Annotated in this window: 19 protein-coding genes; 9 read left to right on the top strand and 10 right to left on the bottom strand. The window is 62.8% G+C overall.

The window, feature by feature from the left end; translation table 11 throughout:
• Window positions 1-83: 83 nt before the first annotated feature.
• A complete protein-coding gene (locus ACVWVY_RS24905) occupies window positions 84-707 on the bottom strand; it encodes a hypothetical protein (protein ID WP_456628845.1) in 624 nt (207 codons plus the stop codon).
• Window positions 708-908: a hypothetical protein gene (locus ACVWVY_RS24900; RefSeq protein ID WP_456628844.1), complete on the bottom strand. Its 201-nt coding sequence runs from the start codon at window positions 906-908 to the stop codon at window positions 708-710.
• 90 nt (window positions 909-998) lie between these two features.
• Between ACVWVY_RS24900 and dprA the strand changes: the two genes are divergently transcribed.
• Window positions 999-2,147 (top strand): DNA-processing protein DprA, encoded by a 1,149-nt coding sequence (dprA, locus tag ACVWVY_RS24895; RefSeq protein WP_456628843.1) that lies wholly within the window; start codon window positions 999-1,001, stop codon window positions 2,145-2,147.
• An 89-nt stretch (window positions 2,148-2,236) separates the two neighbouring features.
• Here the strand turns inward: dprA and ACVWVY_RS24890 are convergent, their stop codons facing one another.
• Entirely contained in the window at window positions 2,237-2,638 is a 402-nt protein-coding gene (locus ACVWVY_RS24890) for a winged helix-turn-helix transcriptional regulator (protein ID WP_456628842.1), read from the bottom strand.
• Between the two features lie 100 nt (window positions 2,639-2,738).
• Here ACVWVY_RS24890 and ACVWVY_RS24885 point away from each other — a divergent pair, with 100 nt between their 5' ends.
• Entirely contained in the window at window positions 2,739-3,347 is a 609-nt protein-coding gene (locus ACVWVY_RS24885) for an FMN-dependent NADH-azoreductase (protein ID WP_456628841.1), read from the top strand.
• Between the two features lie 50 nt (window positions 3,348-3,397).
• On the opposite strand, the gene ACVWVY_RS24880 is transcribed toward ACVWVY_RS24885, so the two are convergent.
• Both ACVWVY_RS24880 and ACVWVY_RS24875 read right to left on the bottom strand, forming a co-directional pair.
• A complete protein-coding gene (locus ACVWVY_RS24880) occupies window positions 3,398-3,538 on the bottom strand; it encodes a hypothetical protein (protein ID WP_456628840.1) in 141 nt (46 codons plus the stop codon).
• A 172-nt stretch (window positions 3,539-3,710) separates the two neighbouring features.
• Window positions 3,711-4,484: an SDR family oxidoreductase gene (locus ACVWVY_RS24875; protein ID WP_456628839.1), complete on the bottom strand. Its 774-nt coding sequence runs from the start codon at window positions 4,482-4,484 to the stop codon at window positions 3,711-3,713.
• Between the two features lie 111 nt (window positions 4,485-4,595).
• Here ACVWVY_RS24875 and ACVWVY_RS24870 point away from each other — a divergent pair, with 111 nt between their 5' ends.
• Window positions 4,596-5,072, top strand: coding sequence for a winged helix-turn-helix transcriptional regulator (locus ACVWVY_RS24870; RefSeq protein ID WP_456628838.1), 477 nt, complete (start codon window positions 4,596-4,598; stop codon window positions 5,070-5,072).
• A gap of 14 nt (window positions 5,073-5,086) precedes the next feature.
• Here ACVWVY_RS24870 and ACVWVY_RS24865 read toward each other — a convergent pair whose 3' ends face one another.
• Entirely contained in the window at window positions 5,087-5,341 is a 255-nt protein-coding gene (locus tag ACVWVY_RS24865) for a hypothetical protein (RefSeq protein WP_456628837.1), read from the bottom strand.
• 229 nt (window positions 5,342-5,570) lie between these two features.
• Between ACVWVY_RS24865 and topA the strand changes: the two genes are divergently transcribed.
• From topA to rpmG, 6 genes are all read left to right on the top strand, one after another.
• A complete protein-coding gene (topA, locus tag ACVWVY_RS24860; RefSeq protein WP_456628836.1) occupies window positions 5,571-8,342 on the top strand; it encodes a type I DNA topoisomerase in 2,772 nt (923 codons plus the stop codon).
• Window positions 8,343-10,682, top strand: coding sequence for a ribonuclease R (gene rnr / locus ACVWVY_RS24855; RefSeq protein ID WP_456628835.1), 2,340 nt, complete (start codon window positions 8,343-8,345; stop codon window positions 10,680-10,682).
• Entirely contained in the window at window positions 10,670-11,110 is a 441-nt protein-coding gene (locus ACVWVY_RS24850) for a DUF983 domain-containing protein (RefSeq protein WP_456628834.1), read from the top strand. The genes rnr and ACVWVY_RS24850 overlap by 13 nt, the downstream gene beginning before the upstream one ends.
• A 40-nt stretch (window positions 11,111-11,150) precedes the next feature.
• Window positions 11,151-11,888, top strand: a complete 738-nt coding sequence (locus tag ACVWVY_RS24845; RefSeq protein ID WP_456628833.1) for an NUDIX hydrolase — start codon at window positions 11,151-11,153, stop codon at window positions 11,886-11,888.
• 153 nt (window positions 11,889-12,041) lie between these two features.
• Window positions 12,042-13,367 (top strand): LLM class flavin-dependent oxidoreductase, encoded by a 1,326-nt coding sequence (locus ACVWVY_RS24840; protein WP_456628832.1) that lies wholly within the window; start codon window positions 12,042-12,044, stop codon window positions 13,365-13,367.
• A 124-nt stretch (window positions 13,368-13,491) separates the two neighbouring features.
• Window positions 13,492-13,659 carry a 50S ribosomal protein L33 gene (rpmG, locus tag ACVWVY_RS24835; RefSeq protein ID WP_027537094.1) on the top strand — a complete coding sequence of 56 codons (168 nt, stop codon included), beginning with the start codon at window positions 13,492-13,494 and terminating at the stop codon, window positions 13,657-13,659.
• An 87-nt stretch (window positions 13,660-13,746) separates the two neighbouring features.
• Here the strand turns inward: rpmG and ACVWVY_RS24830 are convergent, their stop codons facing one another.
• The 4 genes from ACVWVY_RS24830 to ACVWVY_RS24815 form a co-directional block, all read right to left on the bottom strand.
• Window positions 13,747-14,175, bottom strand: coding sequence for a PaaI family thioesterase (locus tag ACVWVY_RS24830; RefSeq protein ID WP_456628831.1), 429 nt, complete (start codon window positions 14,173-14,175; stop codon window positions 13,747-13,749).
• Window positions 14,172-15,182 carry a zinc-binding dehydrogenase gene (locus tag ACVWVY_RS24825; protein WP_456628830.1) on the bottom strand — a complete coding sequence of 337 codons (1,011 nt, stop codon included), beginning with the start codon at window positions 15,180-15,182 and terminating at the stop codon, window positions 14,172-14,174. The genes ACVWVY_RS24830 and ACVWVY_RS24825 overlap by 4 nt, the downstream gene beginning before the upstream one ends.
• Window positions 15,179-16,717 (bottom strand): class I adenylate-forming enzyme family protein, encoded by a 1,539-nt coding sequence (locus ACVWVY_RS24820; RefSeq protein WP_456628829.1) that lies wholly within the window; start codon window positions 16,715-16,717, stop codon window positions 15,179-15,181. Before ACVWVY_RS24820 ends, ACVWVY_RS24825 begins: the two co-directional genes overlap by 4 nt.
• A 209-nt stretch (window positions 16,718-16,926) precedes the next feature.
• Window positions 16,927-18,159: an MFS transporter gene (locus ACVWVY_RS24815; protein ID WP_456628828.1), complete on the bottom strand. Its 1,233-nt coding sequence runs from the start codon at window positions 18,157-18,159 to the stop codon at window positions 16,927-16,929.
• Between the last annotated feature and the right edge of the window lie 13 nt (window positions 18,160-18,172).

Below are 18,172 nucleotides of genomic sequence, written 5' to 3'. Positions count from 1 at the left end.
GGGATCGGGGCGAGGCAAAACTTCTCTGATGCTACCGGGTTGCGCCACTTTGCGCTCCATTATTTGATTGAGGCGGGTGATTGTTAGAAAACACCTCCATCCCAACAGGGCGGCGGACTTGAATTTGGAGTACCAATTTCAAATCCATATCTACCGATGATCACAAGCACTGGGCCAGAAGGTGTCGATACCTGAATGGCCTGCCGCACGCAGACATCAAAGACCTCCGGCTCGAAGTTCCATGATGCTATTGCAATGTCTTTGCGAGCTGTGAGCGCGAGACCAGGGCGGTGTGAATCCGTCGACGGACCGCACTTGATAACCATTCTGCAAAACTTCTCCCTGCACTCGGAATCTTCGAAATACTGCACTTCGAGGCCGGATTCGCACATCGAGTTCCTGGCTCGCAATTTCATCGAAAAGACGGTAACCGCCTTCGGGTCGCGGAGCTTGTAGCCGCGCTGCTCGATCCATTGCTGGTCAAAGTCATCGAGAGCGCCGGTCTGAGAATTCTGGAAATATCTCTCTGCATTCCGATACGACTCGGCAGAAGCGCATCCCGTACAGAGCAAGACGAGAAAGCCCCAAGCAAAAAAGGCAAATTTTAGCGACGGCATCAAGATCGGAGTATTGAGTTTCCCGCCACGACAATGCTTCGCTGACTTACACGCCTCGAGCTGACTGTGGTTCAAACCAGACATGCTCATTTAATGAAGTGCCGCCCTGACGATAAGTCCCAGGCCAAAAACCATGAGGATGACGCCCAGAATACGCATGTATCTGATGTAATTGTCATCTGACAAAGTGCGTATGGCGATGCTCGTCTTGAGCCAAATGCCCCGTCGAAAAATCGTCGGCTTCAGCAGGTAAACAGCTCCGACCGCAACCAGCACAAGTCCCAAGAGCATTCGATACCTCCGTAGGGACGCCCCCCGTTCCGTCGGCAAGACGAGGCTCTGCAGACACACAATTGGTTGTCCACATCCCCAAGTTGCGCCATGCTACGCAGCATGGACTGGACCAGCGGCGACAGCAAGCAACCTTCAAATCACCTCTCCGACACCGAACGGCTCAACCGTCTCAGGCTGATCCGCTCCGACAATGTCGGCCCGCGAACCTTTTATTCGCTCCTCAATCATTTCGGCAATGCGGGCGCGGCGCTGGAGCGGCTGCCCGATCTGGCGCGCCGTGGCGGTGCCGCGCGTTCAGGGCGGATCTGCAGCGAGGAGGAAGCGCGGGCTGAGATCGCTGCGGCGAAAAGAATTGGCGTCTTGCTGGTCGCGCCGGGCGAAGCCGCCTATCCGCCGCGGCTGGCGACGCTTGAGGATGTGCCTCCCTTGCTTGGCGTGCGTGTGCGCGCTGCGCCCGACGTCCTGATCCGGCCGATGATCGCGATCGTCGGCTCGCGCAACGCTTCCGGCGCCGGGCTGAAATTCGCCGGCCAACTGGCGCGCGATCTCGGCGACGCCGGCTTTGTCGTCATCTCGGGCCTGGCGCGCGGGATCGATCAGGCCGCGCATCGCGCGACGGTCGAAAGCGGCACGGTTGCAGTGCTGGCCGGCGGCCATGACCGGATCTATCCGCCGGAGCACGAGAACCTGCTCGCCGCCCTGCTCGATCAGGGCGGCGCGATTTCCGAAATGCCGCTCGGCCATGTGCCGCGCGCCCACGATTTTCCCCGGCGCAATCGCCTGATCTCGGGCGCGTCGCTCGGCGTCGTCGTGATCGAGGCCGCGCATCGCTCGGGATCGCTGATCACGGCGCGGATGGCCGCCGAACAGGGCCGCGAAGTATTTGCGGTGCCGGGCTCGCCGCTCGATCCGCGCGCCGCCGGCACCAATGATCTGATCAAGCAGGGCGCGGCGCTGGTCACCGAAGCCAGCGACGTCATCAACGTCATTCAGCCGATCATGGAGCGACCGATCGTGCTCGACGCGCGTGAAGGCAATGACGAGCCGCTCGATTTCGACACCGATCCGGGCGAACGCGGGCGCATCGTCACGCTGCTCGGGCCGAGCCCGGTCAGCCTCGACGATCTGATCCGGATGTCAGGCCTCTCGCCCACCATCGTTCGCACGGTGCTGCTGGAGCTCGAGCTCGCCGGCCGGCTGGAGCGCCATGGCGGTGGCCTGGTGTCGCTGATCTAGAGTCCCGTTTCGATGAGTCGAAACGGGACTCCAGATCCTTGATCTGACGCGTTTTCTTAACGCACGGTTCCCACTCGCTCGAAAACGCTCTAGCCCTTCTCGTTGCGCGCGTCGAAACTTGTCCGCGCGCCATCGATCTCCGGCAGGTGCTCGAACGCCCATTTGCCGAGCGCCTGCACCGGCTGCGCCAGCCCGCGGCCGAGATCGGTGAGTTCATAGTCGACCCGCGGCGGAATGGTCGGAAACACGGTGCGCGTGACCAGCCCGTCGCGCTCCAACCCGCGCAAGGTAAGCGTCAGCATCCGCTGCGAGATGCCGCCGATCTTGCGCTTCAGCTCGTTGAAGCGCATCGGCCCCTCGATCAGCATCATGATCACCAACACGCTCCATTTGTCGCCAACCCGTGCCAGCACGGAAGCCACCGCACGGCAATTGCCGTCGGCATGCGGGCTCGGCGGCAGGGCAGGCACAATTTTGTGCTCGGGTCTCATTTCTGTGCTCGGGTGTAAAAAATGTGCGTTCTTGCGGAGGTTTGCCACGGTCACTCATATAGCGCCAGTTACAAATCTATACCAAAGGGTGACATCAACCATGAAACTTCTGCACATCGACTCCAGCGTTCTCGGCCCCCACTCCGTCAGCCGCCAGGTTTCCGCCGCCATCGTCGAACGGTTGCGCAAGGCCAACCCGGGCGTTGAGGTCAGCTATCGCGACCTCACGCTCACGCCGCTGGCCCATCTGTCCGGCCCCCACCTCGCCGCCGGCCAGGGCGCTGCTCCAGAGGCCGGCCTTCAGGCCGACATCGCCGCGGGTCAGAGCGCGCTGGAGGAGTTTCAGGCTGCAGAAATCATCGTGCTCGGCGCTCCCATGTACAATTTTACGATTCCAAGCCAGCTCAAGGCCTGGATCGACCGCATCCTGGTCGCGGGCAAGACGTTCAAGTACGGCGCCCAGGGCGTCGAAGGTCTGGCCGGCAACAAGCGCGTCATCGTCGCGATCTCGCGCGGCGGCTTTTATGGTCCGGGCACACCGGCCGCGGTCGGCGAGCATCTGGAAACCTATTTGCGCTGGGTGTTCGGCTTCATCGGAATCAAGAGCCCGGAATTTATTTCCGCCGACGGCATCCAGGTCGGTCCCGAACATCGTGAAAAAGCCGTGGCCGGCGCGCTGAAGGCCGCAGGCGATCTGAACGCCGCCTGAGTTGCGGCGTGAGCGGTTGTCGTCGCTCGGCGCGACGGCAGCCGCTCAAATCAGAAGACGCCGTGCATGCGGAGGAGCACGACAATCAAGGCGGCCAGGAGACCGACACCGGAAAACAGCGCGATCGAAGCAAATTGAGCGGTGTCCGAATTTTCCGCCGGGGTCGAGGAGATGCCAGTGGTCCTTGGCACGATTGCACTCACCAGTTTCTGTTGCGAGACTCCTGCCTCGAAATCTCTAGCAGCCATACGCACGGTTCAATGCGCGTTCTGGCTCAGCGCCAATCCGCCGCAGGGCGTCGAAGCGGGCCAGCGACTGAGCTCATCAGACCGCCGCCCGGCTTCGATATTGCCGCGATATGCCCTATCCCCGATAGATCGGCGCGCCGCTTGGAGACGCGGTGGCGCCGCCGTCGACGAACAGTTCCTGGCCCTGCACATGTGCGGCATCGTCCGAGGCGAGGAACAGCACCGTCTTCGAGATATGATCGGGTTCGCCGATACGGCCGAGCGGCGTCGATAGCGCGATGCGCTTTTCAAAGGCCTTTTCGGCTTCCGGGGTTGCGGTCGCCGCGCCCCAGATCGGGGTGCGGATCGCGCCGGGCGCCACGACATTGACGCGGATGCCGCGCGGTGACAGTTCCGACGCCATGATCCGTGCCATCGCCCGCACACCCGCTTTCGCCGCGCCATAGGCCGAATAGCCGGGGATGCCGAGCACGGAAATGACCGAGCCATTGAGAATGATCGAGGCGTTGTCGTTCAGATGCGGCAACGCGGATTGCACGGTGAAGAACACGCCGGTGAGGTTGGTGCTGATGACCTTCTGGAACGCCTCGATATCAGTCGCACCCAGCGGCGTGCCGCCGGCGATGCCCGCATTGGCGAACAGGATGTCATACTTGCCGAACTTTTCGGCCCCCTTCCCGATCGCAGCGTCAGTGGCAGCGACGTCTGTCGCGTCGGCCACGACCGCGAACGCATTCGGGCCCAACTCCTTCGCAGCAGCATCGAGCGTCGCCTGATTTCGTCCCGTGATGACGACCTTGGCGCCCTCGGCCACGAACAGTCTTGCGGTCGCGAGCCCGATGCCGCTGTTACCCCCTGTGATCAACGCCGTCTTGTTCGCGAGCCTCATGGCACATCTCCGATGGTTGCATTATTAAACTAGATTGATTGCCTAGGGCATCTAGTTTAATATTGCAACTACACAAGACTGTGATCGGTCTCAACCCGATCGGAGACTGAAATGGTGAAACGGACGAGCTTTGAACACGACGATTGCCCGGTCGCGCGCTCGCTGGATGCGATCGGCGACTGGTGGTCGATTCTGATCATTCGCGAGGCGCTGTTCGGGGTCAGCCGCTTCGGCGAATTCCAGAAGAAGCTCGGCCTCGCCAAGAACATCCTCACGGTGCGGCTGCGCGCGCTGGCCGATCAGGGCATCCTGAAAACCGCCCCCGCCTCGGACGGCAGCGCGTATCAGGAATATCTGCTGACGCCGAAGGGGCGCGGCGTATTCCCGATCCTGGTCGCCTTGCGGCAATGGAGCGAAGAATTCGACGAGCGGCCGGAAGAGATCGCCACCATTCTCGTCGACAAGGAAAAGGGCCGGCCGGTTCGCAAGCTGGAACTCTATTCGCAGGATGGGCGGTTATTGAGTGCGGGTGATACCGCGCTGAAGGCACGGTCGGCGGCGAAGCAACGCAAGCGCGTTACGGCGTAAGGAAGCCGGGCGGCTCACGACAGCTTGTGCTTGCTCCGGGTACGCAGGCGCTCTTCCGCCTCGAGCTGCGCCATGCCGAGCAGATGGCCGAGCACCTCCAGCCGGTGGCGCTGCGCCAGCTTGACCAATTCGGCAACGGTCTCCGCAATGAAGGCCACGGCCTCGTCGGGGCCGCCCTCCTCACCTCGATCAGCGGTGCGTTCCTCGGGTGGCGAGTCCCGACGCTTGCCTGAAGCTTTTCGCTTCCGGCCGCCTCCAGCTTTGCTCAAAAAACGTGCATCCAATCGAATACAATATTGCCCAGAAATAACCCCTTTGGGGGCGCAACTCTAGGGCGCATTTCGTAACTCGTTAGATATAAAGTCGCCCCCAAAGGGTCCCCGACGGCATTTGTAGATTTGACAGGGGCCGCCTCACCACCCATGTTCGGGTCCAATCGGGGGGCCGCGAGTCTCGCGGAACCCGCCTTGATCCCTTCCCATAAGCCATTGGAATGACATGAATATCGTCATCGTGGAGTCGCCGGCGAAAGCCAAGACTATCAACAAGTATTTGGGCGCCTCCTACGAGGTTCTGGCCTCGTTCGGCCATGTCCGCGACCTCCCCGCCAAGAATGGTTCCGTCGATCCGGACGCGAATTTTCAGATGATCTGGGAGGTTGATCCCAAGGCGGCCAGCCGACTCAACGACATCGCCAAGGCGCTGAAGGGCGCCGACCGGCTGATTCTCGCAACCGACCCTGATCGCGAGGGCGAAGCGATCTCCTGGCACGTGCTGGAGGTCATGAAAGAGAAGCGCGCGCTGAAGGATCAGAAGATCGAGCGCGTGGTGTTCAACGCCATCACCAAGCAGGCGGTGACCGATGCGATGAAGTCGCCGCGCCAGATCGACGGCGCGCTGGTCGACGCCTATATGGCGCGCCGCGCCCTGGACTATCTGGTCGGCTTCACGCTCTCGCCGGTGTTGTGGCGCAAGCTGCCGGGCGCACGCTCGGCGGGGCGCGTGCAATCGGTCGCGCTGCGGCTGGTCTGCGACCGCGAACTCGAGATCGAAAAATTCGTACCCCGCGAATACTGGTCGCTGGTCGCAACGCTGACGACGCCGCGCGGCGATGCCTTCGAGGCCCGCCTCGTCGGCGCCGACGGCAAGAAGATCCAGCGTCTCGACATCGGCTCCGGCGCCGAAGCCGAAGACCTCAAAAAGGCCATCGAGGCCGCGAACTTCACGGTTACGACCGTCGAAGCAAAACCCGCACGCCGCAATCCGCAGGCGCCCTTCACCACCTCGACGCTGCAGCAGGAAGCCAGCCGCAAGCTCGGCTTTGCGCCGGCGCACACCATGCGGATCGCGCAGCGGCTTTATGAGGGTATCGATATCGGCGGCGAGACCACCGGCCTCATCACTTATATGCGAACCGACGGCGTGCAGATCGACGGCTCCGCGATCACGCAGGCCCGCAAGGTGATCGGCGAGGATTACGGCCAAGCCTATGTGCCCGACGCGCCGCGCCAATACCAGACCAAGGCCAAGAACGCGCAGGAAGCGCATGAAGCGATCCGCCCGACCGATCTGTCGCGCCGGCCCGCCGAGATGCGCCGGCGTCTCGATGTTGATCAGGCCAAACTCTATGAGCTGATCTGGATCCGCACCATCGCAAGCCAGATGGAATCGGCCGAACTCGAACGCACCACCGTCGATATCGCGGCGAAGGCCGGCTCCCGCCTGCTGGAACTGCGCGCCTCGGGCCAGGTCGTGAAGTTCGACGGCTTTCTCGCGCTCTATCAGGAAGGCAAGGACGACGACGGCGACGACGAGGATTCACGCCGCCTCCCCGCCATGAGCGCGGGCGAAGCGCTGAAGCGCCAGGATCTCGCCGTCACCCAGCATTTCACCGAACCGCCGCCGCGCTTCTCCGAAGCGTCGCTGGTCAAGCGGATGGAAGAACTCGGCATCGGCCGTCCCTCGACCTACGCCTCGATCCTGCAAGTGCTGAAGGACCGCGGCTACGTCAAGCTGGAGAAGAAGCGGCTGCATGGCGAAGACAAGGGCCGCGTCGTGGTCGCGTTCCTGGAGAATTTCTTCACGCGCTATGTCGAGTATGACTTCACCGCCGCGCTGGAAGAACAGCTCGACCGCGTCTCCAACAACGAGATTTCCTGGCAGCAGGTGCTGAAGGAGTTCTGGGCCGGCTTCATCGGCGCGGTCAACGACATCAAGGATCTGCGCGTCTCCGAGGTGCTGGATGCGCTCGACGACATGTTGGGGCCGCACATCTATCCCGCGCGCGCGGACGGCGGCGACGTCAGGCAGTGCCCGACCTGCGGCACCGGCAAGCTCAATCTTAAGGCCGGAAAGTTCGGCGCCTTCGTCGGCTGCTCGAACTATCCGGAATGCCGCTACACCCGCCCGCTCGCCGCTGATAGCGAAGCCAGCGCCGACCGCGTGCTCGGCAAGGACCCTGAAACCGATCTCGACGTGACTGTGAAGGCCGGACGCTTCGGTCCCTACATCCAGCTCGGCGAACAAAAGGATTACGCCGAGGGTGAAAAGCCCCGGCGCGCCGGCATCCCGAAAAACATGTCGCCCGGCGACATGGAGTTCGAACTGGCTCTAAAGCTGCTGTCGCTGCCGCGCGAAATCGGAAAACATCCGGAGACCGGTGAACCGATCACCGCCGGCATCGGGCGCTTTGGCCCGTTCGTGCGGCACGAAAAGACCTATGCGAGCCTGGAAGCCGGCGATGAGGTGTTCGACATCGGCCTCAATCGCGCAGTGACGCTGATCGCGGAAAAGATCGCCAAGGGCCCGAGCGGCCGCCGCTTCGGCGCCGATCCGGGCAAGCCGCTCGGTGAGCATCCGAGCCTTGGCGGGGTTGCTGTCAAGAACGGCCGCTATGGCGCCTACGTGACCGCCGGCGGCGTCAACGCCACGATCCCGAGCGACAAGACGCCGGAGACGATTACGCTCGCCGAGGCCATCGCGCTGATCGACGAGCGCGCCGCCAAGGGCGGCGGCAAGCCGAAGCGTGGCGCGAAGAAGGCCGCGCCGAAGAAGGCCGCCGCCAAGAAGGCGGCTGATAAAGCTGCCGATCCCGACGCGCCAAAACCGGCCAAGAAGGCGGCGGCGAAGAAGGCCGCTGCAAAGCCGAAATCGGAAGCCGTTAGCAAGGCACGCGCGCCGGTCGCGTCCGCCGCCAAGACATCGGCGGCGAAGCCCGCCACTGCACCCAAGACGCCTGCGAAGAAGAGCGCGGGCAAGGCCCGGGGATAAGTGAAGAGAAAACACGACAATGGTTTTCCAAGCCGGGACGCCATCGTCGCCTTCATCCGTGCGAATCCGGGCAAGATCGGCACGCGGGAAATCGCCCGCGAGTTCGGCCTGAAGAACGCCGATCGCATCGAGCTGAAGCGCATCCTGCGCGAACTCGCCGACGACGGCACCGTCGCCAAACGGGGCCGGAAAATCCACGAACCCGCCACCCTGCCGCCGACCGTGGTCGCCGACATCACCGGCCGCGACACCGACGGCGAATTGCTCGCAACTCCCACCGAATGGGACACCGAGGAAAGCGGCCCCGCGCCAAAAATCCGCATTCACGTGCCGCGCCGCCCGCAGCCGGGAACGGCCGCCGGCGTCGGCGACCGCGCACTGATGCGCGTCGAGAGGCTGGACGAGGGCGAAGGCGCGCTTTATCGCGGCCGCGTCATCAAGGTGCTCGATCACGCGCGAACGCGGCTACTCGGCATCTTCCGAAAGGCTCCGGGCGGTGGCGGCCGGCTCGTTCCCGTCGACAAGAAACAGGCGGGGCGTGAACTGAACATTGCGCCACCGGATACCGGCGGCGCCGAGGACGGCGATCTCGTCAGCGTCGATCTCGTTCGCACGCGCGGTTATGGCCTCGCTTCCGGCAAGGTGAAGGAACGGCTGGGATCTCTTTCGAGCGAGAAGGCCATCAGCCTGATCGCGATCCACGCCCATGAAATTCCGCAAGCGTTTTCGCCGAGTGCCGTGCGCGAAGCCGGGGACGCGCAGCCTGCCAGTTTGAAAGGCCGCGAGGATTGGCGCGATCTGCCGCTCGTCACCATCGATCCGCCCGACGCCAAGGATCATGACGACGCGGTGCATGCCGCGCCTGACCCCGATCCGAACAACAGAGGCGGCTACATCGTGCATGTCGCGATTGCCGACGTCGCGTTTTATGTGCGGCCGGGCTCGGCGCTGGACCGCGATGCGCTCACGCGCGGCAATTCGGTATACTTCCCCGACCGCGTGGTGCCGATGCTGCCGGAGCGCATCTCCAACGATCTCTGTTCGCTGGTTCCGGGCGCGCCGCGCGGCGCACTCGCGGTGCGGATGGTGATCGGGCCCGACGGCCGCAAGCGTTCGCACAGCTTTCATCGCGTGCTGATGCGCTCGGCGGCCAAACTGAATTACGCGCAGGCGCAGGCCGCGATCGACGGACGGCCCGACGATACCACCGGCCCGCTGCTGGAACCGATCCTGAAGCCACTCTACACAGCCTATGCGCTGGTAAAACTCGCGCGCGACGAACGCGATCCGCTCGATCTCGATCTGCCCGAACGAAAAATCCTGCTCAAGGCTGACGGGTCAGTCGATCGTGTCGTCGTGCCCGAACGGCTCGACGCGCACCGGCTGATCGAGGAATTCATGATCCTCGCCAACGTCGCCGCGGCCGAAATGCTTGAAAAGAAGGCGTTGCCGCTTATCTACCGGGTGCACGACGAACCATCTCAGGAGAAGGTTCATAACCTCCAGGAATTCCTGAAGACGCTCGATCTGCCGTTCGCCAAAACCGGCGCGTTGCGGCCTGCGCTGTTCAATCGTGTGCTCGGCCAGGTCCGCGGCGAGGATTACGAGCCGCTGGTCAACGAGGTGGTGCTGCGCTCGCAGGCGCAGGCGGAATATTCGGCGGAGAATTACGGCCATTTCGGCCTCAACCTGCGCCGCTATGCGCATTTCACCTCGCCGATCAGGCGATACGCCGACCTGATCGTGCATCGCGCGCTGATCCGCGCGCTCGGCCTCGGCGAAGGCGCGTTGCCCGAGACTGAGACGCTGGAAAGCTTAAGCGAAGTCGCGGCGCAGATTTCCGTGACCGAGCGCCGCGCCATGAAGGCGGAACGCGAGACCGCCGACCGGTTGATCGCGCATTTCCTCGCCGACCGCATTGGCGCAAGTTTTCAGGGGCGTATTTCCGGCGTGACCCGCGCCGGGCTGTTTGTGAAGCTTTCGGATACCGGCGCCGACGGGCTGATACCGATCCGCACGCTGGGAACGGAATATTTCAATTACGACGAAACCCGCCACGCGCTGGTCGGCACACGCAGCGGTGCCATGCATCGATTGGGGGACGTCGTCGACGTCCGTCTGGTAGAAGCTGCCCCAGTAGCTGGCGCGCTGCGGTTCGAGCTATTATCTGAAGGCAAGGTCATTCCGCGTGGCAGAAAACGCGATGGCGGGCGCGAAGGTTCGAGAGCGCAGGCCACACCATCGAAGGCCCATCCCGGCCGCAGTCCGCGCAAGAAGGATCGCAAGCCGAGCAGGCCAAAGCCCGGCAAACCGAAGAAAGGCAAGTCATGGAAACGGTGAGCCCCGCGACGACAGTCTGGACCCGTGATTCCGTAAAGGGCGAGAAGCGCGACCTCTGGACCGCGATGAAGCGCGGCTTTCGCTGCCGCTGCCCGCGCTGCGGCGAAGGCAAGCTCTTTCGCGCCTTTCTGAAGACCGCCAATAATTGCTCGGTCTGCGGGCTCGATTTCACGCCGCATCGCGCCGATGATTTGCCGGCCTATCTCGTGATCGTCGTCGTCGGCCACATCGTGGTACCGGCGGTGCTGTGGATCGAGACCAATTACGCGCCCGCCGTGTGGCTGCAACTGGCAATCTACCTGCCGCTGACGTTCACCATGTCGCTGCTGCTGTTGCAGCCGGTCAAGGGCGCGGTGGTCGGCTTCCAATGGGCATTGCGCATGCATGGCTTTGACGAGAATGCCCCTGGCGACATTCCGCCGGTCTAGCTAAACCGGAAACAACAAGAAGCACCAAAATGGGGATGGAATGAGCGAAGCTGCGACCGCCGTAATCGAAGGAAAAGAAGCCGATCACCATCCCTATTTCCGGCCGAAGGATGCCGCGACGCTGATCCTGATCGACCGCTCCGGCGACAAGCCGAAGGTGCTGGTTGGCAAGCGCCACGACAAGGTGGTGTTCATGCCGGGCAAATATGTTTTTCCGGGCGGCCGTGTCGACAAATCAGACAATCGCATTCCCGTTGCCGCTCCGATTTCCGGAGAGCTCGAGGCCAACCTGCTCAAAGGCAGTCCGAAGATCGTAGCATCCCGGGCACGCGCGCTCGCGGTTGCCGCCATCCGCGAGGCCTGCGAGGAAACCGGTCTTTGCCTCGGCCGCAAGGTCGACAAGCCGGTGAAGCTCGAAGGCGCCTGGAAGCCGTTCACGGAAGCGGGGCTGCTGCCCGATCCGTCCAGCCTGTTCCTGATCGCGCGCGCGATCACCCCGCCCGGCCGCGTCCGCCGCTTCGACACGCGCTTTTTCACGGCTGATGCTTCCAGCATCGCCCACCGCGTCGAAGGCGTGATCCATGCGGACGCCGAACTCGTCGAACTGGTGTGGGTCGAGATCGGCTCGCAGCCGCTCGCCGACGCGCATGCCATGACCAAGAACGTGCTTACCGAACTCGACCGCCGCCTTGCCACCGGGCCGTTGAAACACGATGCGCCGGTGCCGTTCTTCCATTTCTACGGCGGCAAGATGCAGAAGGACGTGCTGGGGGCTTAGCCCCCGCTCTCTCCCGAATGACGGGACTGATGTCACGGCAAATATCCTCCCCCAATGCCTTAAATTGCAAAATTCTTCTCGATACCGCCTAATGGCGCTGCCCTGGTCGCCTCCCTATCTGTTCCCCAACAATAACAGCTACGGAACGGGGCAATGGCACAGCGGCAACTCAAGCTCGGCGCGTTCATGCGGCCGGTCTCCATCCACACCGGCGCGTGGCGCTATCCCGGCGCCTGGCCCGATGCCAATTTCAATTTTGCCCGCATCAAGCAACTGATCCAGAAGCTGGAGGCCGGCAAGTTCGACGCCTTCTTCATGGCCGATCACCTTGCCGTGCTGAACATGCCGGTCAATGCGCTCAAGCGCAGCCATACGGTGACATCGTTCGAGCCGTTCACGCTGCTGTCGGCGCTGGCCGGCGCCACCGAGCATATCGGCCTGATCGCGACGGGATCGACGACGTTTGACGAGCCCTATCACGTCGCCCGGCGTTTTGCTTCGCTCGACCACATCAGCGGTGGACGGGCGGGTTGGAACATCGTGACTACGTCCAATCCGGACGCTGCGCTCAATTTCGGGCTCGATGACCACATGGAGCATGCCGAGCGCTACAAGCGGGCGCGCGAGTTCTATGACGTGGTCACCGGTCTCTGGGACTCTTTTGCCGATGACGCGTTCGTGCGCGATGTCGAGGCCGGGCTCTTTTTCGACCCTGCGAAAATGCACGTGCTCAATCACAAGGGCAAATATCTCTCCGTGCGCGGGCCGCTCAACATCGCCCGCCCGGTCCAGGGCTGGCCGCTGATCGTGCAGGCCGGCGCATCGGAGGACGGCAAGCAGCTCGCGGCGGAAACGGCGGAAGCCGTATTTACCGGTGGCGGCCCTCTCGCCGACGCGCAGAAGCTTTATGCAGACATCAAAGGCCGCATGGAGAAGATCGGCCGCAACCCCGAGCATCTGAAAATCCTGCCCGGCGCCTTCGTCGTGGTCGGCGACAGCGTTGACGAAGCCAAGGAGAAGCGAGCCAAACTCGACAGCATGGTGCACTACGACAGCGCCATCGCCTCGCTCTCGGTGCAGCTCGGCACCGATGCCTCCGGCTTCGATCCCGACGGGCAGTTGCCGCCGATCCCCGAGACCAACGCCAGCAAGAGCGGCCGCCAGCGGCTGGTCGATGTTGCCGCGCGCGACAAGCTCACGGTGCGCCAGCTCGCCCAGCGCGTCGGCGGCTATGGCGGGCTGTCATTCGTCGGCACGCCGCAAACCATCGCCGACCAGATGGAGGATTGGCTGATGAGCCGTGGCAGCGACGGCTTCAACATCATGTTCCCGTTCCTCCCGGCAGGCCTAGACGATTTCGTCGACAAGGTGGTGCCGGAACTGCAGAAGCGCGGGATTTTCCGGACAGAGTATGAGGGCCGGACGCTGCGGGAGAATTTGGGGCTGCCGAGGCCGAAAAACCGGTTCTTTGAGGGTTAATCACCTCGAATCGGGGCAGTATTTGCCCCGAAAACCTTGACTTTGGGCGATCAGAAGCTAGGTTGCGCGCAAATGCAGGCCGATTTGGCCGGCGCCTGATATCCCCCTATTTGAGGTTCTGAACATGGCCAAAGCGGTCACCATCAAGGTCAAGCTCGTTTCCACGGCGGATACCGGCTTCTATTACGTCGCCAAGAAGAATTCGCGCACCATGACCGACAAGCTGGTCAAGAAGAAGTACGACCCGGTCGCGCGCAAGCACGTCGAGTTCAAGGAATCGAAGATCAAGTAATTCGTAAGCGCTTCGCTGACGGATTTTGAACGGGGCCCCGCGGCCCCGTTTTTGATTCTGCGGCCTGTGACTTTGCAATCGGTCCGCTTAGCCCGTCGTGCTCGAATATGTTCCGCGACCAAGCGCAACCAGTTTCTTGCCATCGTCGAAAACCTCGACGTCAACAATTGCGGCTGTCCTTCCCGCGCGCCGCACGCGAGCGACGGCGGTGAGCGCTTCGCCGATCGCCGGCCGCAGATAGTCGGTCCGAAAATTCATCGTCGGCACGCCGCCACCAGCCAGCATGCCGATTGCAAAATCCCCGGCAATATCGATGAACGCAGCGATCGGGCCTCCGTGGAACTGCCCCGTGCCAGAGCGCCGCTCGAGTTCCGGCCGCATCGCCATCCTGATCGTGATCTCTTGCAGCTCATGGTCGAGGGACACAACCTTTAGCCCGAGCCAGCCGATGAATGGCGAGCGATCGAAGATCGCCTGCACATCGACTGCGGAGAGCTTCGCGGCTGCGTTGGTCATGGTCTCACGATGACCTTGCCGAATACGGCGCGATCTTCCAGCAATCGGATGGCCTCGTTGGTGTCTTTCAGGGACATCTCCCGGTCGATGACCGGCGTGAGCTTGCCGGAGCCGAGGAGATCCAGCAGAGACGTCAGATCCTCTCGCATCCAGCCATTGGAGCCTCGGACGTTGAGCTCGAAGGTCCAGATGAAGCGCAGATCCTCCTTAGGGTCGTACCCGGCGGTTGCGCCGCAGGTCAGGACCCTTCCCTGCCGGTGCAACGTCTTGAGCGAGGGTACCCAGGTGTCGCCACCGGTGAAGTTGACAACGACGTCAACACCGTCACGAAAGCTGCGGCGGTGCGGCTTGCCGTATCTGGAATAAACCCATTTCACGAAATCCTCTTTCGAGTAGTCGATGCCGTGATCTGCGCCGAGCTCCTTGAGTCGCCTCAGCTTGTCGGCGCTCGATGCGCACACAATCACCTCCGCGCCGGCAAGCTTTGCGAGTTGAACGCAGCAGGTACCAACGCCGCCCGAGGCGCCCAGGATCAGGACCTTCTCGCCTGCTTTCACCTGACCGATGGTGACCATCATGCGCAGCGCCGTGCCGTATGCGACCGGAAGGCAGGCAGCAAGTTCGTAAGCTATGCCGGCCGGTAACCTGACGAGGTTATGGGTCGGCACGGCGCAATACTCGGCGAGGCCGCCGGGCCGCACCTCCCCGATCAAGCCGCCACCCCCGACCCGGTCAACCGGATCGATCATCACGCGATCGCCGACCGTCCAGTCGTCAACGCCAGCTCCGAGTGCTGCAATCTCGCCTGTGAAATCGATGCCCATAATGCACGGCATCGGCACCTTTATCCCGGGCATACCGCGCCGCGTGAAGATATCGTGGTAATTCAAAGCCGTTGCATTCACCCGCACGAGGACTTCGCCGCGGTCAGGTTCGGGGTCCGGAAAATCGGCCTCGTAGCGGATCGAGCCCGGACCGCCATGCTCGTAGATAACTGCAGCTTTCATGGCGTCGTCCCTGAACTACGCCGCCACGCGGATGGCGACCAGTGTTCGCGGGCGACCAGGCCGAGCGCCTTGCGATCGACCTTGTTGGTCGTGGCAAGGGGCAGCTCCGCCATGAAGAAGACGCCGCGCGGATGCTGGTAGGCGGGCGCGTTGTCGAGGGCATAGCGCCTGACCTCGTCCTCGGTCAGATGCGCGTTCGGTCTGAGCACAACAAAAGCGATCGGTTTGGCACCCTTGATCTCGTCAGGCACCGGCACAACGCAGGCCTGCGCGATATCGTCGTGCCGCTCAAGCATACTCTCGATCTCGCCCGGATAGATGTTCTCGCCGCCGCACACGAACATGTCATCAGTGCGGCCAACGAACGTGTAGGCGCCCATTGCGTCGCGGTGAAGGACGTCACCGGATTTGTACCACCCATCGTCTGTCAGCACTTGCCGCGTTTTCGCCGGCAGGTTGAGATAGCCTGACATGTTGGCCGGCGTGCGAATCCAAAGCTCACCTTCTGTTGTCTCTTCGCCATCCGGCCCGACAAGCCGAACTTCGACGCCGGGAAGCGGCCAACCAAGGGCGATGTCGGGTTTGGCGCAACCAGGCCGTGGGCCGAACGCGATGGGCCCCGTTTCCGTCGTACCGTAGCCAATGACGAGCGGCGTGTTCGCAAATACGCCGTTCACCTCATCGATCAGCGATTGCGTGATCGGCGCTGAGCCAGTGCGCACAAACTGCACGGAAGACAGATCTGTTTGCGCAAGAGCCTCACGCTCCCGCAAGGCCAGCGCCAGCATGGTAGGAACCGACGTTAGCCAAGTCACCTTGAACCGGCCGATCGCTTCTACATAGCGCCGCGCGTTAAACTGCGGCAGGAGGACCATGCTCGCACCCGCTGCACACACGAACTTGGCCATTCCAAGTGCATTCATGTGGAACAGTGGAGCGGCCACCAGCATCCGTTGACGACTCTGGTCGCCCGCACCAATACGTGTTCGCACCGCCCAAAGCTGGCCATCGTGCGACAAGGGCACCCCCTTGGGACGGCCGGTCGAGCCGGAGGTGTAGAGCACCATCGCCGTTTCGCCGGGCTTTGGGCGGATGGTCTCGAAGGCGCCAGGATCAAGGAAGTCTGCAAAGCTGCCAGGGCCCGAAGCGTCGAAATCGACCACAGGTAGCCCCACCGGCAGCAGCGCGCGTCCAGCCGCGTCGCAAAACGCAAATTTGATCTCTGCATCATCAAGGACGAAAGCAATCGTCTCACGGGGAAACTTGATGTTTACAGGAACCGCCACAAAACCGGCGCGCATGATCGCGAAGTATGCGATCAGGACCTCGGCGCGATTAAGGGAAAGGATGGCAATGCGATCGCCGCGCGCGAGACCGCGCTTCCCGAGCGCTCTTGCGCTCGCATCCACGTGCCGGTCGATCTCGCCGTGAGATAGTGTGCGCGGGCTCTCCCATTCGCGGCAGTCGATCAATGCGACATTTTCATCAGGCGTCACGGGATTGTGCAGGTCGCCCAGATTGAAGAAATCGTGCATGTCTCCCCCAAATCAAAGGAAGCAATCACAGATTATTTCTTATCTTGCAGACCGCAATGCCGTTTTATCCTAAGCCAAAGCAACGATTTCGTATACGGGCTATTCGAGCGGAGGCGCTATGTCCACGGTAGGTCCGGTTATCGGTCAATTTCGAGATGATAGTTCGAAATTGCGAACGCCGGGACCGGTGTCACTTGCCGGATCATGTTCTATCTCGCCGCCACCAGCGGCGGCCCGCTCGGCCGGATCAGCGCGAACGCGACCTGGATGATGCCGCCCGCCAGCCCAAGTGCGACGCCGATCCGCCACGCCATGGTGTAGGAGCCGAGCGCGTCGTACAGCACCCCGCCGCCGAAGGCGCCGAGGAAACTGCCGACCTGGTGGCTCATGAAGGCGAGCCCCTGGATCATCGCCTGCCATTTCAGGCCGAACATCTCCGCGACCGCGCCCGCGACCAGCGGGCCGACGCCCATCCACAGAAAGCCCATGATGGCGCCGAACAAGAGCGTGGTCGCCGGCGTCGGCGGCAGCGTGAAATACCAGGCGAGTGCGATCGAGCGGAAGATGTAGATGCCGCCGAGCAGCGCAAGCTTGTTCCCGCGCTGGCCGGCCCAGCCGAAGAAGATACTGCCGAGCACGTTGAAGCCGCCGATCATGCCGAGCGTCTGCGCGCTCAGCATCGGGTCCAGCCCGCAGATCGCAAGGTACGACGGCAGATGCGTGGTGAGAAACACGAGCTGCATGCCGCAGACGAAATAGGCGCCAGTCATCACCACGAAGGAAGCGTTGGAGAACGCGATTCTGGTCGCGACGCTGGCCGAAGAGTTGTCGATTTCGTCATCCGCGGGCTTGGGCAACGGGATCTTGTCCACCCTGCCCGCGTACCAGGCGGCGGGAAGCATCAGGAGCGACAGCACCACAAAGCCTGCGAGCCCCATCCGCCAGCCGTAGCCCTCGTTGAGGATCTGGCCGAGCGGCGCCGAAAGCAGCGCGCCGAGCGATCCCGCACCCGACACCAGGCCGAGCACCGTCGAGCGCACCGACACAGGCACCGCGCGGGCCGCAACCGACATTGCGATGGCCGCCGCGGTGCAGGCCAGCGACGTGCCGATCAACACGCCGCCGCCGATCATGACGCTGAGAAAACCGTTCGCGCCCGCCATGAAACCAAGGCCCGCGACATAGAGCAGCGCGCCCGCCACCATGATGGCGCGAAACCCGTAGCGCACGGTCAGCGCGCCGGCGAACGGCTGCAAAAATCCCCAGGCGAGATTTTGCACCGCGAGCGCCAGCGTGAAATCGGACACCGAAATCCGGATGTCCTGCGTCAGCGGCTGCATGAAAAGGCCGAGCGATTGTCGCAGGCCCATGCTGATCGTGAGCATGATGGAGGCGCCGATCAGGATGGGAAGCGTGGGCCGCAGGATTTGCAGCAGGGCCATTGTTTTTATTCTC

The organism is Bradyrhizobium sp. URHC0002, from assembly GCF_054059515.1.
Note: the sequence above shows the minus strand (reverse complement) of the source record. Positions and strands in the feature narration are given on the sequence as shown.

Coding starts and splice junctions, on each gene's coding strand:
- ACVWVY_RS24905 (WP_456628845.1), bottom strand. CDS start 707: ATGAGCATGTCTGGTTTGAACCACAGTCAGCTCGAGGCGTGTAAGTCA.
- ACVWVY_RS24900 (WP_456628844.1), bottom strand. CDS start 908: ATGCTCTTGGGACTTGTGCTGGTTGCGGTCGGAGCTGTTTACCTGCTG.
- dprA (WP_456628843.1), top strand. CDS start 999: ATGCTACGCAGCATGGACTGGACCAGCGGCGACAGCAAGCAACCTTCA.
- ACVWVY_RS24890 (WP_456628842.1), bottom strand. CDS start 2,638: ATGAGACCCGAGCACAAAATTGTGCCTGCCCTGCCGCCGAGCCCGCAT.
- ACVWVY_RS24885 (WP_456628841.1), top strand. CDS start 2,739: ATGAAACTTCTGCACATCGACTCCAGCGTTCTCGGCCCCCACTCCGTC.
- ACVWVY_RS24875 (WP_456628839.1), bottom strand. CDS start 4,484: ATGAGGCTCGCGAACAAGACGGCGTTGATCACAGGGGGTAACAGCGGC.
- ACVWVY_RS24870 (WP_456628838.1), top strand. CDS start 4,596: ATGGTGAAACGGACGAGCTTTGAACACGACGATTGCCCGGTCGCGCGC.
- topA (WP_456628836.1), top strand. CDS start 5,571: ATGAATATCGTCATCGTGGAGTCGCCGGCGAAAGCCAAGACTATCAAC.
- ACVWVY_RS24850 (WP_456628834.1), top strand. CDS start 10,670: ATGGAAACGGTGAGCCCCGCGACGACAGTCTGGACCCGTGATTCCGTA.
- ACVWVY_RS24845 (WP_456628833.1), top strand. CDS start 11,151: ATGAGCGAAGCTGCGACCGCCGTAATCGAAGGAAAAGAAGCCGATCAC.
- ACVWVY_RS24840 (WP_456628832.1), top strand. CDS start 12,042: ATGGCACAGCGGCAACTCAAGCTCGGCGCGTTCATGCGGCCGGTCTCC.
- rpmG (WP_027537094.1), top strand. CDS start 13,492: ATGGCCAAAGCGGTCACCATCAAGGTCAAGCTCGTTTCCACGGCGGAT.
- ACVWVY_RS24830 (WP_456628831.1), bottom strand. CDS start 14,175: ATGACCAACGCAGCCGCGAAGCTCTCCGCAGTCGATGTGCAGGCGATC.
- ACVWVY_RS24825 (WP_456628830.1), bottom strand. CDS start 15,182: ATGAAAGCTGCAGTTATCTACGAGCATGGCGGTCCGGGCTCGATCCGC.
- ACVWVY_RS24820 (WP_456628829.1), bottom strand. CDS start 16,717: ATGCACGATTTCTTCAATCTGGGCGACCTGCACAATCCCGTGACGCCT.
- ACVWVY_RS24815 (WP_456628828.1), bottom strand. CDS start 18,159: ATGGCCCTGCTGCAAATCCTGCGGCCCACGCTTCCCATCCTGATCGGC.